13 protein-coding genes are annotated in these 15,901 nt (G+C 68.7%); 3 read left to right on the forward strand and 10 right to left on the reverse strand.

The window, feature by feature from the left end; all coding sequences use genetic code 11:
* Positions 1-104: 104 nt before the first annotated feature.
* The 7 genes from AC5P8J_RS06320 to AC5P8J_RS06350 form a co-directional block, all read right to left on the reverse strand.
* Positions 105-1,751, reverse strand: coding sequence for an MFS transporter (locus AC5P8J_RS06320; protein WP_494539935.1), 1,647 nt, complete (start codon positions 1,749-1,751; stop codon positions 105-107).
* On the reverse strand, positions 1,745-3,028 hold the full coding sequence (locus AC5P8J_RS06325; RefSeq protein ID WP_494533718.1) for an alginate export family protein: 1,284 nt from the start codon (positions 3,026-3,028) through the stop codon (positions 1,745-1,747). Before AC5P8J_RS06325 ends, AC5P8J_RS06320 begins: the two co-directional genes overlap by 7 nt.
* Entirely contained in the window at positions 3,007-4,854 is a 1,848-nt protein-coding gene (locus tag AC5P8J_RS06330) for an amidohydrolase (RefSeq protein ID WP_494539941.1), read from the reverse strand. Before AC5P8J_RS06330 ends, AC5P8J_RS06325 begins: the two co-directional genes overlap by 22 nt.
* A gap of 119 nt (positions 4,855-4,973) precedes the next feature.
* A complete protein-coding gene (locus AC5P8J_RS06335) occupies positions 4,974-5,363 on the reverse strand; it encodes a DoxX family protein (RefSeq protein ID WP_494539936.1) in 390 nt (129 codons plus the stop codon).
* Between the two features lie 38 nt (positions 5,364-5,401).
* On the reverse strand, positions 5,402-6,058 hold the full coding sequence (locus AC5P8J_RS06340; protein WP_019659975.1) for a hydrolase: 657 nt from the start codon (positions 6,056-6,058) through the stop codon (positions 5,402-5,404).
* Entirely contained in the window at positions 6,055-6,498 is a 444-nt protein-coding gene (locus tag AC5P8J_RS06345; protein WP_478438316.1) for a helix-turn-helix transcriptional regulator, read from the reverse strand. Before AC5P8J_RS06345 ends, AC5P8J_RS06340 begins: the two co-directional genes overlap by 4 nt.
* Positions 6,499-6,548: 50 nt before the next feature.
* Entirely contained in the window at positions 6,549-6,881 is a 333-nt protein-coding gene (locus AC5P8J_RS06350; RefSeq protein ID WP_019659977.1) for a hypothetical protein, read from the reverse strand.
* Positions 6,882-6,978: 97 nt separating this feature from the next.
* Between AC5P8J_RS06350 and AC5P8J_RS06355 the strand changes: the two genes are divergently transcribed.
* Both AC5P8J_RS06355 and AC5P8J_RS06360 read left to right on the forward strand, forming a co-directional pair.
* Entirely contained in the window at positions 6,979-10,008 is a 3,030-nt protein-coding gene (locus tag AC5P8J_RS06355) for a sensor histidine kinase (protein WP_494533717.1), read from the forward strand.
* Entirely contained in the window at positions 10,001-10,654 is a 654-nt protein-coding gene (locus AC5P8J_RS06360) for a response regulator (protein ID WP_019659979.1), read from the forward strand. Before AC5P8J_RS06355 ends, AC5P8J_RS06360 begins: the two co-directional genes overlap by 8 nt.
* Before the next feature lie 683 nt (positions 10,655-11,337).
* Here the strand turns inward: AC5P8J_RS06360 and AC5P8J_RS06365 are convergent.
* On the reverse strand, positions 11,338-12,531 hold the full coding sequence (locus AC5P8J_RS06365; protein ID WP_111099204.1) for an MFS transporter: 1,194 nt from the start codon (positions 12,529-12,531) through the stop codon (positions 11,338-11,340).
* A 92-nt stretch (positions 12,532-12,623) separates the two neighbouring features.
* Here AC5P8J_RS06365 and AC5P8J_RS06370 point away from each other — a divergent pair, with 92 nt between their 5' ends.
* Positions 12,624-13,553 carry a LysR family transcriptional regulator gene (locus tag AC5P8J_RS06370; RefSeq protein WP_206621739.1) on the forward strand — a complete coding sequence of 310 codons (930 nt, stop codon included), beginning with the start codon at positions 12,624-12,626 and terminating at the stop codon, positions 13,551-13,553.
* A gap of 114 nt (positions 13,554-13,667) precedes the next feature.
* Here AC5P8J_RS06370 and AC5P8J_RS06375 read toward each other — a convergent pair whose 3' ends face one another.
* Positions 13,668-15,125 (reverse strand): amidohydrolase family protein, encoded by a 1,458-nt coding sequence (locus AC5P8J_RS06375; RefSeq protein WP_494540308.1) that lies wholly within the window; start codon positions 15,123-15,125, stop codon positions 13,668-13,670.
* Between the two features lie 51 nt (positions 15,126-15,176).
* Positions 15,177-15,878 (reverse strand): ankyrin repeat domain-containing protein, encoded by a 702-nt coding sequence (locus tag AC5P8J_RS06380; RefSeq protein WP_346470035.1) that lies wholly within the window; start codon positions 15,876-15,878, stop codon positions 15,177-15,179.
* Positions 15,879-15,901 lie beyond the last annotated feature (23 nt).

Genomic DNA, 15,901 nt, shown 5'->3' on the forward strand with positions numbered 1-15,901 from the left:
CAGGGCGCCGCCGCTCCTTCGGTAGTGCCGGCCGCTGGCCGGCAACCCGATCATCCATCGTGATCACGCGGAGCCGGCCAGCGGCCGGCTCTGCCACCTGCGGGTCAGATGTCGGTGTGGTGATGCGGCACGGCGGCTGGCAGCGGGTCATGCCCTCCCACGAAGTGACGCACCACGGGGGCGCGCTCGCCGCGATGCAGCTCCCGAAGCACTTCCTGGATGGCCTTGTCATCCGCGGTGATGCGCTCGTGCTGGCGCAGGTGCTCCAGCCACGACGGGGTCACGAAATACTCCAAGTGGATGCCCGGGCTGGCCACGTCCTCGACCACACCCCAGACCACCGCACCGTCGCGGCGACGGATCGTGCCCAGCGCGCGCATCTGCGCCTGGAACGTGGCACGGTCAGCATCGTCGATGCGGTACTCGATGGTAACCAGCACCGGCCCCCGATCATTCGACACCGGCACCGACAGTTCCGGCGCCGGCCAGTGCCCGGCCGGACGCAGGTTCAGATCCTCGGTGCCAGCAATGCGCACGCGCCACACCAGCAATCCGCCGATCACCGCACCTGCGGCAGCCACCAGCAACGCCAGCTCCGGCGACGTACGCTGTGCGAGCGCGCCCCAGCTCAGGCCGCCGGCGGCCATGCCGGCAGAGAACACCATGATGTACAGCGCCAGCGCACGCGCACGTACCCATGCCGGAACCGCAGTCTGCGCAGCGATCTGCAGCGACGACAGCACGGTGATCCACGCAAATCCATTGACCAGCATCACCGTCGGAAGCACGTACCAGCTGCGGGTCAGCGCCAGCCCGACCAGGCTCAGGGCCAGCGACAAGGTCGCCAGCAGTACCAACAGGTCACGATCCAGCTGCGCACGCAGCTTCGGCAGCAGCAGCGCACCGCCCACTGCGCCGATGCCGATGCAGCCCAGCAGCATGCCGTACTGCCCCGCCCCGCCATGCATCTGCCCACGCACCACCACCGGCAACAGCGCGTTCATCGCCGCGGCAAAGAAGAAGAAGCCGACCGACTTGATCAGCACCGCCTGCAGCCGCCCGGCGCGGCTGGCGTAACGCAGGCCCGCCTTCAAGCCGGCACCGAAACCTTCCGGTGGCAGGCTGGACTGCTTGGGATCACGCGTCCAGCCCCACACCACGAACAGCATCGCGGCGAAGGTGATGGCGTTGAAGCCGAATGCCCACACCGCACCCAGCTGCGCCACGATCACGCCACCAATGGCCGGGCCGATCGAGCGCGCGATGTTGATGCCGATCGAGTTCAGCGCCACCGCCGAGGCCAGCATCGGCTGCGGTACCAGCTCGGAGACAATGGCGGCCTGCGCGGGCATTGCCATCGCCGCACCACAGCCCATGCAGAAGGTCAGCAGCACCAGCAACTGCGGGGTCAGCAGGTCCATCGCGGTCAACGCGGCCATCGCTGCGGCCACCAGCAGCATCCAGCCCTGGGTCGCCAGCAGGTACTTCCGGCGATCGACAATGTCGGCCAGGGTGCCGGCAGCGAGCGCCAGCAGCACGATCGGCACCGTGGTGGCCGATTGCACCAGGGCCACCATCAACGGCGAACCGGTGCGTTCGGCCATCACCCAGGCGGCGGCTACATCATTGACCCAGGTGCCGATGTTGCTGGCCAGGATTGCCAGCCAGATCGAACGGAACATCTGGATCTTCAGCGGGGACCAGGCGCCTGCGGCCTGTGTGGAGTGTTGCGACGCGGTTGCGTTCACCATTGCCATGCTCCAACGATCGAGGCGAACAGCGTGTCCTGGCCTCCGGCCTGCTTCAGTGCAGGACCGGCGTCGACCCAGGCCAGCTGCAGCTGCCATTGCCAGTGTTTGCTGGCCTGCCAGCGGGTTTCAGATTTGTACTGGGTGCCGATGCGGCGCGCGCCACCGGCGCTCCCCGGCAACGCCAGCAGCGGTGCCGGTGTGGTGTAGACCGCATCGGCACGACGCTGCTTCCACGCCATCTGTACGCCCAGTTCCGTGGTCACCGCATGATGCAGGCGCAGGGTCAGGGTCGGTTGCAGGTCCATCAGGTTGGCCGGGGCCAGCAGGCTGGCCTCGCTGAAGTAGGCCGATTTAGGGAACAGTGCATTGAAGGTTCCCAGGCGGCCGTCATGCAGCTTGCCGTCGCCACTGGCGATATCCGCCTTCAGCCCCAGCCTCGGTTGCAGCGGCCGCTCGGTCCAGCGCCAGCCGGTGTCGGTGGCGAGCGTCCAGGCGCGGACATCCAGCGTGCCGGCAACCGTCTGCAGTTCACCGCCCTGCGCCACCAGCTCGCTGTTCCAGTCCAGCGCACCGAACTGGCCGAACCAACGCGCACCGAGGGTCTGCCGCCGCTCGGTACCGGAGCCCGCCGCAAAGCGCGCGCCTTCACGACGGTAGTCCAGCAGGTACAGATCCCATTGCCCTGGGCCACGACCACGCGCGGTGGTCGCATACGCGCCCCACAGGTGGGCACCGCGTTCGCCGCGGTCATCAAAGGCGCCGGGTCGGTTCTCCAGCGGTCGCAGCGCCATCAGGTCCAGCGTGCCGGGGCGGCCTTTCCAGCCTGCACGGGCGCCATCGAATGCCAGCCGGATGTTCGGCCCATCGCGCACCGACAACAGCCGCGAACTGCCATAGCCGGCTTCCTGCCGGCCCAGTTGCAGGTGGAAGCTGCCACGCTGCCAGCGCCAGTACGCCTGCTGCACGTCCAGCGCGCTGCGGTCGGTGCGGCCAGGGCCGCCTGCCTTGCCATTCTCGGCATGCAGGCCAAGCTGCAGCTTCGCCTGCCAGCTGTCCTCCGCATAGGTGGCCGAGGCCAGCGCGCGCAGCAGGCCGTAGCCATCTTCACTGCCACCGATGCCGAACCGGGTCGGGTCGTAGTACAGGCCACGCAGGCGCAGCGAGGCGTCCCACCGCAATTGGCCGCCGCCGGCGCCAGTGCAATGGCCACCCTCGCAGGCCAGCGCCATCCATGGCACGGCCAGCAGCGCCAGGCTCAGAACGCGAAGCACGAGCATCCCATCGCGCCCCAGAAGGCGGTCAGGTCATCGGTGGGCGCCGCATGTTGCGCGGCATGACCGTGAGCACCATGCGTACTGCAGGCCACACCGTGATGGTGGCGATGGGCAGCGGCCAATCCGGTGGCGGCACCACCAACGTGGTAACCACCGAACCGGTTGACCGGCGACCAGTCCGGCATCGCCGGCGGCAGCTGCGGCGCCAGCCCAGCATAATCGCCGTCGGCGTGCACGATGCGCCCGCCGACCACGGTCAGCATGCTGGTGATGTCGGCGATCTGCGCGTCGTGGACGCGGAAGAAATCGGCCGAGAGCAGGATGAAGTCGGCCAGCTGACCAACCTTCAATGTCCCCTTCACTGCTTCGTCGCCGGAGAACCAGGCGCTGCCCTGGGTCCACAGGCGCAGCGCCTGCTCGCGTTCGAGCAGGTTTTCCTCGCCATACAGGGCCAACCCGCCCACGGTGCGCCCGGTCACCAGCCAGGACAACGCCACCCACGGGTTGTAGCTGGCCACGCGGGTGGCGTCGGTGCCTGCGCCCACCGGCACGCCCTCGGCCAACATGCGCTTGACCGGCGGCGTGTGCCGTGCCGCCTGCACGCCGTAGCGCTCGACGAAGGCTTCGCCCTGGTAGGCCATGCGGTGCTGCACGGCGATACCCCCACCCAGCGCGCGGATGCGCTCGATATTGCGCGGAGTGATGGTCTCGGCGTGGTCGATGAACCAGTGCAGGCCATCGAATGGCACCTCGCGGTTGACCTGTTCGTATACATCCAGGATGCGGGTGATGCTCTCGTCGTAGGTGGCGTGGATGCGGAACGGCCAGCGCTTCTCGACCAGCAGCTTCACCACGTCGTGCAGTTCGGGCTCCAGCTCCGGCGGCAGTTCCGGGCGCGGCTCGTTGAACAGTTCGAAGTCGGCGGCGGAGAACACCAGCATCTCGCCCGCGCCGTTGTGGCGCAGCAGGTCATCGCCCTGGCGCGGCTGCAGGATCTCGCTCCAGCCACGGAAGTCATCCACTTCCCTGCCCTTGTTCTGGGTGAACAGGTTGTAGGCGATGCGCACCGTCAGCTGGTCATCGCGATGCAGCTGCTCGATGACCTGGTAGTCCTCGGGGTAGTTCTGGAAGCCACCGCCGGCGTCGATCACCGAGGTGATGCCAAGCCGGTTCAGTTCGCGCATGAAGTGGCGCGTCGAGTTGGCCTGGTACTCGATCGGCAGGCGCGGGCCCTTGGCCAGCGTCGCGTAGAGGATCAGCGCATTCGGCTTGGCCAGCAGCAGCCCGGTCGGGTTGCCCAGCGAATCGCGCACGATCTGGCCACCCGGCGGATCCGGTGTGTCCTTGCTGTAGCCGCACGCACGCAGCGCGGCGCGGTTGAGCAGCGCGCGGTCGTACAGGTGCAGCAGGAACACCGGCGTATCCGGCGCGATGTCGTTGAGCTCCTGCAGCGTCGGCAGGCGCTTCTCGTTGAACTGTGCGGCGGTGAAGCCACCGACCACGCGCACCCACTGCGGTGCAGGGGTGCGGTCGACCTGGGCCTTCAACATGTCCAGGGCGTCGCCCAGCGAACGCAGGCCGTCCCAGCGCAGTTCAAGGTTGTAGTTCAGGCCACCACGGATCAGGTGGGTATGGCTGTCGTTGAGGCCGGGCAGCAGGCGCCTGCCCTGCGCGTCGATCAGCGTCGCTTCATTGCCCCAGCCGCGCATGATCTCCTCGTCGCTGCCGACGGCGACGATGCGGCCCTCCTGCACGGCCAGTGCCTGGGCGTGCGGCTGCTGAGGGTCGAGGGTGGTGATGCGGGCATTGCGGATGACCAGGGTGCTCATGCGACGCTCCTTGGAAGTGGAATCGAGTGCGGCAGCGGCACGACCGGCCAGGCCGAGCGCAACCGCGGCGCCGCTGGCCAGCATCACGGCGCGGCGGCCGTGGTCGAGGGGATCGTGACTCATGCGAGGTCTCCCGGAAGGCGATGGACGTCCAGTGCCCAGGTGCCGGGCCCGGCCAGCGCGATGGCCAGCAGTACCGTGGTCCACATCAACGGGTACTCACTGCCACCGCGCATCCAGAACCAGCCCCTGGGCAGGGCCAACAGCACGGTGAAGCCGATGAAGGCGGCCGCTGCAAGCGCGGCAATGCGGGTCTGCCATCCCAGCAGCACGGCCAGCCCGGACAGCACCTGCAACAGGGCCAACAGCAGCGGCAACGGCGCCACTGCCGGCAGCCCGAAACCGCGCAGCTCGGTGGCGAAGCCGGCCAGCCCCGGTCCGCCGAACCAGCCAAACAGCTTGCCCAGCGCGTGCGGCAGCAGGAAGCCTCCTGCCGCCACGCGCAGCATCAGCAGGGCCAGGTCAAGGCCATGGCCGGCCAGCGTGCTCAGTGCCCGCCTTCCTGCGCGCCGAACATGCGCTTGGCATACTGGATGCCGATGCCGTAGCCGCCGGCGTGGTCGCGGGCGATGCCGGTGGTCAGGTCGTAGGTTTCACCCCGCGCCCAGTCGCGCTGCAGCTCGAGCAGGTACTGCACGCTGGTCATCGGAACCGCACCGGCCTGCACCATGCGGGTGATCGCACGCTCGTGCGCTTCTTCGCTGACATCGCCACAGGCGTCGGTGATCACGTAGACCTCGAAGCCCTGCGCCAGCGCAGACAGCGCCGGACCGACGATGCAGACGCTGGTCCATAGGCCGGCAAGCACCAGCCGACGCTTGCCGATGCGGTTGATCTCGTCGATCACCGGCCGGTCTTCCCAGGTATTCATCGACGTGCGGTCGAACACCGGCTGGCCGGGGAAGATCTGCGGCAGTTCCGGGAACATCGGCCCGGAGAACGACGCTTCGGCGACCGTGGTCAGCACCACCGGCACCTTGAACCCCTTGGCGCCCTTGCTGATCAGCGACACGTTGTTGCGCAGCGTCGAGATATCGATGGTGTGGGTGGCGAACGCCATCTGTGACTGGAAGTCGATCAGCACCAGGGCATGGTCGGTGGGCGACAGCAGTGCCGGGGCGGGCGTGGCGGTGGCATGGGTCATGGATGGACTCCGTTGGAAACACGATCAAGGGGAAGCGACAGGGCGGCATCGCCGGCCAGGTACTGGCCGGGGCTGCAGCCGGTCTCCGCGCGGAAGCTGCGGACGAAATGGCTCTGGTCGAAGAAGCCCAGCTGCTGGGCCAGGCACGCCATCGGCAGCTGCGCACCCGGCAGCAACTGGCAGGCGCGCTGGATGCGGCGGCGGCGCACATAGCGCAGCGGGCTGGCGCCGGTGCCGCTACGGAACAGGCGCACAAGGTGGAAGCGGCTGACGCAGGCGACGGCCGCCAGTTCGGTGACCCGCAGCGGATGCGACAGATGCTCATCGACATAGCGCAGGGCGCGCTGCAGTGCGGCGGCCTGCTGCGGTGCCAGTGGCGCGGCGGGCGGATCGGGCGGAGTGACGGTGACCATGCGGGGCGCCGCGAGGGGGTGCCCCATGGTGCGTGGCCGTTGCGCGATGCCCTACCCCCGTCGGTCGAGGCCGGCACCTACCCGAATGGGGGAGGCCGACGGCCGAGCAGGCGGCGCCCGAACAGGCACGCATCCAGTGAATAGGCCCCCGGCCCCACAAGCAGCAGCGCCGGCGGCAATGCCACCAGTGGCCAGGGCGCCTGCTGCGCGAACAGGCCCACGGCCGCAGTGAGCGCTGCCAGTGGCGTCAACATACCCAGTGCAAGCATGGCCGCTGCAAGCAGGCACAGCGCCGACCACCCACTGCCCTGAGCATCCGGCGCGCACAGCGCGGCGGTCACGCACAGCCGGAACCACAGCAAGCCGATGCCCGGCCCCCGATCAGGGAACATCACGAACAGGCGCTGCATGGCCAGGTTCCAGGAGGAGATGCCGGCGTGATAGCCGACCGCAGCGGCCACCGCCTACCCCGTTCGGGTCACCCCGGACTGCCCCGCACCTGCCAGAATGCGCGCCATGCGTGGCCGCCCCTTCCCGTTCCTGCGTTGCCTGCCGACGCTGCTGACGTGCCTGCTGCTGTTGACCGCCCTGCCCGCCCTCGCCGTGCAGCGCCCGCCGGTGAGCGGCGGGCTGCCCGATTACGAACATACGGCCTGGCGTGTCGGCCAGGGCGCCCCAGGCGATATATGGGACATTGCCCAGGACCGTGAGGGCCTGTTGTGGCTGGCTACCGGCTCGGGCCTGTACCGCTTCGATGGCCGTCGCTTCGAACGGCAGGCAGCGCCCGTCGGTAGCCAGTTCCCGTCCACCAACATGGTCACGCTGGCGCATGCCGCCGACGGCGCCCTGTGGATCGGCTACTTCCAGGCCGGCATCAGCCGCTTCGCGCAGGGACGGCTGCACAGCTACGGCCGTGAGCAAGGGGTGCCGGTCGGCGTGGTGCCGCGCTTCAGCCAGGATCGCGATGGCCAACTCTGGGCGGCGATCAATGGCGGGCTGCGCCGCTTTGACGGACACCGCTGGCAGCCACTGCCGGCCGCTGCCGGCCTGCCCGAGCACCGTGTGCAGTGGGTGCTGCACGACAGCCGGGGCAGGTTCTGGGTGCTGGCCGGCCTGAAGATCTGGATGCGCGCGGCGGGCCAGGCCGCGTTCGAGGACACCGGCATCGCGGTCTCGCAGATGGCGACGCTGGCCGAAAGCCCGCAGGGTGAAGTGTGGCTGGCCGACCGGGTGAGAGGCACCTCGCCGCTGGCCAACGCGCAGGGTCTGCTGGCGGCCGGCGAACGTGAGGCGCGGCGGTTGCCGGAACTGGTTGCTGCGCGCCTGCAGTTCACTGCCGATGGCGCGCTGTGGGCCACGATGAGCCCGCACGGCGGCGTCGCCCGCATCACCTTCGACGGCACCCGGGCCGTGCGCATGGAACGCTTCGATTCGCCGCAAGGACTGACTGCCACATCGGCAGTGCCGATCATCGTCGATCGCGAAGGCAATCTCTGGATTGGCACCAATCTCGGCCTCAACCGCTTCCGCGCACGCAGCGTGCACACCCTGGCGGTGGGTCCAAGCGATCCCTACCGCTCGCTGGTACGGGCCAGCGATGGCCGCGTGTATGGCTATGGCGAAGACCTCAAGCCCTACGACCTGCGGCGCACCCTGCTCGATGGCAGCGCCACGCAGCTGCAGGCTGCCGCGCGCCAGGCACCCACACCGATCTGGCAGTTCGACTGGGTCAACCTCGCGCGCACGGTCGCCGGGCACACCACATTGATCCCGCTGCCGGCGCCGTTCACCGGGCAGCCGCTGCATGCCCTGTTGTTCCCCGATGACGGACAGGCCTGGGTCTGCACCGGCGAACGCGGGGTGCTGCACTACCAGCATGACCAGTGGCAACGTGAAATCCGCCTGCCCGAGCAGGCCTGCTCATCGCTCGCGCTGGATGCCGATGGCCAGCTGCTGCTCGGCTATGCCGATGGCCGCCTGCGCCGCCTGGGTGCGAATGGCACCGAGAGCTTCGACGCCGGGGACGGCCTGTCGGTAGGGCCGATCACCGCGATGCTGCACCACCGGGACCTTCTGCTGATCGCCGGCGAGGCCGGGCTGGCAGCACGCCTGGGCAATGGCCGTTTCGTTCCGGTGCGCACTGACATGGCCGGCGTACTGGAAGGCATCACCGGCATGGTCACCGATGCACATGGATACCTGTGGCTCAACGGCAGCCGTGGCCTGGTTCGCCTGGAAACCGGCCTGCTGCGCCGCGCCGTGCGCAGCGGCCTGCCGGTCATGCCACGCCTGTTCGACGCAGCTGACGGCATGCCGGGCATTGCCCTGCAGAGCGGACCGATCGCCACCGCAACGCTGGCCGACGACGGCCTGCTGTGGTTGGCCACCAACCAGGGCCTGGCCTGGCTGGACACCACCCGCTCGCACGTCAATACGATGGCTCCCAGCGTGCGCATCGGCGAGGTGCTGTATGGCAGCGAGCACGCGCCGCTACGCGATGGTCTGCGCCTACCGGCCGGCACCAGCCAGCTGCAGATCGATTACGTGGCGCTGTCGTTGGCACGTCCGGAGCGCAACCGATACCGCTACCGCCTGTCGGGCGTGGATGACGGCTGGCAGGACGCTGGCAGCAGCACACGTGCGTATTACACCAACCTCGCGCCCGGCAGCTACCGGTTCGAGGTGGAAGCCGCCAACGAGGATGGCATCTGGAGCACCGTACCGGCCAGCCGCAGCTTCCGCATCGCTCCCACCTTCATGCAGACCCTGTGGTTCAAGCTGCTGTGCACCGCCGCCGTGCTTGCACTGCTGGTGCTGGCCGTACGCATCCGCAGCGGCCAGCTGGCAGCCTTGTTCCGCGCGCGCCTGCAGGAGCGCAACGGCGAACGCGAACGCATCGCGCGCGACCTGCACGACACCCTGCTGCAGGGTAGCCAGGGCCTGATCCTGCGCCTGCACGCGATCAGCCAGTCAGCGCAGACGCCGGAACCGGTGCGCAGCCAGCTTGAGTCAGCGATGCAGCTGGCCGAGCGCAACCTGGCCGAGGGTCGCGAGCGGGTAAATGCGCTGCGCGAGGCGCCGTTCGCGGGCCGCGACCTCGCTTCGGCGCTGGCCGACGTGCACGCCGAATACGCCGGGCATGGCATCAATCCCCTGCGCCTGACCGTGGAAGGCGCGACGCCACCGCTGCAGGCCGACGCGGCCGAAGAGGTGTTCCTGATCGGGCGCGAGGCCATCCGCAATGCGCTGCGTCATGCCAACGCCAGCGCCATCGAAGTGGAACTTTCCTACGGAACGCGCTGCTTCCTGCTGCACGTGCGCGACGATGGCGTGGGCATCACCCACGAAAATGCCGGCCATGGCCATTGGGGCCTGCAGGGCATGCGTGAGCGCGCCCAGCGCCTCGGCGCGGAACTGCAGCTGTGGACCCGCCCCGGGCTGGGTACCGAAGTCGCGCTGGCAGTTCCGGCCCGGCGGCTGTATCAGCGCCGCCGATCGCGTTGGCATTGGCCCTGGAGTAGAGAAAACCATGACTGAGTCCCCTGCCCCGATCGGCGTGCTGGTGGTCGACGACCACCCGCTGCTGCGTGATGGCCTGGCGGCACTGCTGGGCGCTCATGCCGACCTGCGCCTGCTCGGCGAAGCCGCCGATGGCGAAGAAGCCATCGCACGCTACCAGCAGTTGCAGCCTGACGTCGTGCTGATGGACCTGCAGATGCCCCGCCTGGATGGTGTGGAAGCCATCGTGCGGATCCGCGCGCTGGACCCACGCGCCCGCATCATCGTGCTGACCACCTATCGCGGTGACGTACGTGCGGTGAGGGCACTGCAGGCCGGCGCCAGCGCGTATCTGCTCAAGGACATGCTGCGCCACGAACTGGTCGACACCATCCGCATGGTGGCCGGTGGCCGCCGTGCGCCGATTCCTCCAGCGGTGGCCGCCAGCATCGCCGCGCATGTGATCGAAGACCGCCTGTCACCGCGCGAGACCGAGGTACTGCGGCACGTGGCCGGAGGGCTGTCGAACAAGCGCATCGGCGAGCGCATGCAGATTTCGGAGCAGACGGTGAAGGCGCACATGAAAAGCCTGATGGACAAGCTCGGCGTGGGTGATCGCACCCATGCGGTCACCCAGGCGCTGCGGCGCGGCATCATCAGCCTGGACGACAGCGGGCACGATTAGGGGGGGGTTCGGCAGGGCCTGCAGCCCTGCACCCGCGGTAGTGCCGGCCGCTGGCCGGCAACCTCAACAGCAAAATCAAAAGCGGGCTCTCCGTGGGATGGCGCGGCGGTGTCGGAGTGCGGGGACGCTGCAAGTACGTCCCTGTAAGCTTGGCAGCCGCATCCATGCGGCTGACACCCCGCACTCCGACACCGCCCCACCTCTGACAGATTCCGATGGCGGTTGGTAGGTGTCGACCTTGGTCGACACTTCTGTCAGATATCGAAATCAATCAGGGGTCAGATCCGTTTTCCGAAGGAAAACGGATCTGACCCCAAGAGCCATTCCAACAGACCGCAGGAACCTGTCGAAGGCGGGGTGGGTCCGGTTGCGGGGGCGTGAGCGCCATGGGCCCGAGGCATGCCTCGGGCGGGTTGGGCAGGACGCCCAACCCCGGTCTTGCCGTGTGCGCAGGACAGCGCACACGAGCAAGGCGCGACCGAGCCCCCATGGGTGAGGGCGCTTCGCTTGCGAAGCATTGCTTCGCAAGCGCCCGAACGCCCAGCGGCCGGACTGGGGATTCACGGCGTCCCCCGCAACCGGACCCACCCCGCCTCCCTACAGTAACCCCGCTGTTGCTGTTGCTGTTGCTGTTGCTGTTGCCTCCAGCAGGTGCAGGGCTGCAAGCCCTGCCAAACACCCCCCTACTTCAAACGCAGCAGCAGGCTGCTGCCCGCACACACCACCGCCAACCAGGCCACGCCGTGCCATCCCCATTGCGCCAGCGCCAAGCTGCCCAGCGCACCGCCGGCGGCCATGCCGATGAACATGCCGGTGAACAACAGCGCATTGAGCCGGCTGCGTGCCGGCGGTACCAGGCCGTAGACCAGGGTCTGGTGCGCCACCAGCGCCGACTGGAAGCCGAAGTCGAACAGCAGCGCACTCACCACCAGCAACGGCAGCAGCGCGGCGGCCGGCAACCAGGCTTCGGCCAGCAGCAGGCCGAAGCCCAGCAGCGCCACCGCAATCGCCAGCCGTGCCACCGCATGGCACCCCAGTCGATCAGCAAAACGGCCGGCAAACGGCGCGGCCAGTGCACCGGCCGCACCCGCAATACCAAACGCACCCGCCGCCGCACTACCCAGCCCCAGGCGGGCATGCAGCATCAGCGCCAGGGTCGACCAGAACGCGCTGAATCCCACGGCCAGCAGCGACTGGCTGGCCACCGCACGGCGCAGCTGCGGCTGCTCGCGCCACAACGCCAACAACGAACCCAACAACGCCGGATAGCGCAGCGTGCTGGTCGGCGCGAAGCGCGGCAGCGCACGCGCCATCACCGCGCCCATCGCCGCCACCGATACCGCCGCCAGCACGAACTGCGTGCGCCAACCCCACGCTTCAGCCACCACGCCACTGACCACCCGCGACAGCAGGATGCCGAGCAGCAGGCCGGTCATCACCCGGCCGACGATCTGGCCGCGCTGCGCGTCCGGCGCCAGCACCGCCGCTGCGGGCACGATGTCCTGCGCCAGGGTGGCCGTCAGCCCGACAAGCAGGCTGGCCACCAGCAGGCCCGGCAGCTGCCCGGCCATTGCTGCTGCGCCCAGGGCGAGCGCCAGCAGCGCGGACTTCAACAGGATCAGGTGGCGGCGGTCAAAGCGATCGCCCAGCGGTGCCAGCAGCAGGATGCCCAGTGCGTAGCCGAGCTGGGTCAGGGTTGGCACCAGGCCGGCGGCGCGCTCACCTGCGCCGAGGTCCTGGGCTATCAGGCCCAGCATGGGCTGGCTGTAATACAGCGACGCGACCGAGAAGCCGGCACCGGCAGCCATTGCCAGCACCAACGGGGTGGAAGGTACGGTCGCCGGTGCGGCCGCAACAGACAGCGAGGGGGTAGACATGGGAGAGCCCGGATAGGAAGTGGGCGTATCCTGCCTGTATTCGCCAGACGTCTGTAGTAGGCTCTGGCACATATATTTCATACGCCACATGCATGAATGACCTCGCCACCGGCGCTGATCGCCTGGATCTGCTGCGCACCTTCCTGCGCATCGTCGATGCCGGCAGCCTGTCTGCTGCGGCCCTGCAGCTGGGCACCACCCAGCCGACGGTCAGCCGACGCCTGCAGGCACTGGAGCGACAGCTCGGCCTGCGCCTGCTGCAGCGCTCCACCCACGGCCTGCAACTGACCGAGGACGGCCTGCGCTGCCAGCGTCATGCACAACGCGTGGTCGACGAATGGGAGTCGCTGCAGGCCGAACTGAACGGCGAACCGGAAACGCTGCGCGGACGCCTGCGGGTGATGGTGCCGCATGCCTTTGGCCAGGCGCAGCTGCTTCCGACCATGCTCGCGTTCCTCGCCCAGCACCCACAGCTGAGCCTGGAGTGGATCCTGGAAGATCGTCGCCCGGATTTCATCGCCGAAGGCATCGACTGCGCGGTGCGTGTGGGACCGGTCGACGAACCGCGCATGGTGGCACTGCCGCTGGCCGAAGTGCCGCGCATCGTCGTGGCAGCGCCCTCGCTGGTGGACGCCACGGCGGTCAGTACGCCGGAACAGGCGCAGGCACTGCCATGGATCTCGCTGGTCACCTACTACCGCGAACGCCTGCTGCTGCATGACGCGCAGGGGCGCGCGCATACCCTTTCGATCAGCCCGCGCCTGCTCAGCGACAACCTGTTCGTGGTGCAGCAGGCTGCACGCGCCGGGTTGGGCGCAGCGGTGGTCTCGGCCTGGCTGGTGGCCGACGACCTCGCCCAAGGGCGTCTGGTGCAGCTGCTGCCGGACTGGCAGGCGCCGGCACTGCCGGTGCATGTCGTGTTTCCTGCCGCGCGCCAGCAGCCGCCGCGGCTGCGCGCCTTCATCGATGCGATGAAGGCCGCACTGCCGCAGCTGCATGGCATGCGGCCGGCACCGCGTTAGGTCATCGGCCGCATCATCCACGCATGGCGTGGATCTACTGCTGATCGCGGGTATGGATGCCCGGACGGCAACCGGTAGATCCACGCCATGCGTGGATTCCGCCCCGCCCCACCCTCAATTGGCCTTCGCCGCCTCGGCATTCCACGCCGCGACCTTGGCCCTGGTGTCGGCCAGCATCTTGTCCAGCGCGGCGCGGTCATACACGTTACCGCGCAGGATCACGCTGTCGATCTTCTCGGTGGCAGCGATGTCCTGCAGCGGGTCGGCGGTCAGCAGCACCAGATCGGCGGCCTTGCCCTGCGCGACACCACCGTAACGGTCCATCTGGCCGAACCAGGCGGGGCCGGAACGGGTTGCGGCCGACAGCGCCTGCGGCGCGCTCAGGCCCTCCTTCACGAACAGCTGCAGCTCCTGGTGCAGGGCGATGCCCGGGAAATTGAACGAATTGAGGAAGCCCGCATCGGTACCGGCGATGATCGTCACGCCGGCCTCCTGCAGCATCGGCAGCACCGCGGCCACCTGGTGGTACTGCGCGTGGCGCGCTTCGATCTGCGCCGGCGTCGCCTTCGCCGCGCGGTCCACGCGCCACTGGTAGGTCGCGCGCAGGCCGGGGCCGATGTAGGCCAGGTACGGGTCGTTGGCGTGGTCATCCTGGTCAAGGAAATCGAGGATGCGGCCGCCGTTGAGGGTCGGGGTCACGAATACGCCACGCTTGGCGAAATCACGGTAGGCCCGCATTGCGGTGTCACGGTCGAAGCTGGCGTCGAGGCGGCGGTTGGCTTCGGCACGGTCGATGCGGCCAGCTCCGAAGTCGGCGGCAATCTGCGCCTCGTCCTTGCTGCCGGCCTTGAACGCGTAGTCCAGGTGCTCGATCGAGGCCAGGCCGGCATCGACCGCCTGCTCCACGGTCAGCGCCATCGGGATGTGGCCCGACGCCTTGAACCCGGCCTTGCGCGCGGCACTGGCCGAGTACAGGAACAGTTCCGGCTTCAGCGTGCTGTCGGTGATCTTCACGAAATCGACCTTGTCGTGCTGCAGGCGGGCGATCGCCTTGTCGGCGTCGGCCTCGCTGCCCACTTCGATCGTGCCCTTCCAGACCGGCTTGATGCCTTCGATCTTCGCGCCGGAACTCAGCAGGCGCGGGCCGAACAGCGTGCCCTTGGCGATTTCGCCACGCCACTGCAGCACCTGCTCGGGCAGATCGCCGGAACAATCACGCACGGTGGTGATGCCGTGCGCGATGTACAGCGGCAGCAGTGCCTTGTTCTCTTCGATCAGCGCCGGGCCACCACCGAAGTGCACGTGCATGTCCCACAGCCCCGGGATCAGGTACTTGCCCTTGGCATCGATCTGGCGGGCCGCGCTCCACTGGCTGCGCAGCTGCGCATCTGGACCGACGGCGACGATGTCCTCGCCGCGGATCACCACGCTCTGCCCGGCCAGGGTGCTGGCGTGCTCGACATCGACCACGGTGGCATTGCGGATCAGCAGGTCGGCGCGCTCGGCGGCAGACGCCGACAGAGGTGCTACCGCAAGGAGGATGGCAAGGGACAACGGACGGGAACGGAACATGGACAGCATCCTGATGGGCACGCCCAGCGTGCGGGTGGAAGGGGTTTGCATTCAGCGGAGCGCGCCGTGCTGGCGCAGCAGGGTCTCAATGCCGGCATAGCCGCGCTGGCGCGCGTGCGTCAGCGGCGTCACGCCATCGCCGTCGGCAAGCTCCGGGTCGGCACCGGCCTCCAGCAGCAGCTGCACGATCTGCACGTGGCGCGCACCGCCATCGCCGAGCAGGATCGCTTCCAGCAGCGCGGTCCAGTGCAGGCGGTTGACATGGTCCACCGCCACGCCCGCGCGCAGCAGCATGCGTACGGTGGCGACGTGGCCACGCTCGGCGGCCGGAATCAGCGCGGTGCCGCCATAGCGGTTGGTGCTGCGCAGATCGGCGCCATGCGCCAGGGTCATCGCCAGGATCTCATCCAGGCCGCGCGCGCCGGCGTACAGGTAGGCGCTGTCCTGCAACGCGTCCTTGGCGTTGACGTCCGCCCCGGCCTCGATCAGCTCACGCGCGGCATCCACGTTGTTGCCGTGCGTGGCCAGCAGCAGCGCGGTGCGGCCCTGGCCATCGCGCGCCTCCAGCGTGGCGCCATCCTCGATCGCCTGTCGCACCGCATCGGCGTCGCCGCGGCTGGCGGCATCCCGCAGGCGCGCGTCTGCGTCGGCCCTGGACGTGGCGGTGCAGGCAGGGGTGACCATGGCCAGCAGGCACAACAGCAGCACGCGCGTGAACGGCGCAGGCCAGCCAGCGGAATGATGGACGCGCATGACAGTGTCTCCTCATGTCCGTC

The sequence above is a fragment of the Stenotrophomonas sp. YJH_SMC_37 genome (assembly GCF_059370035.1).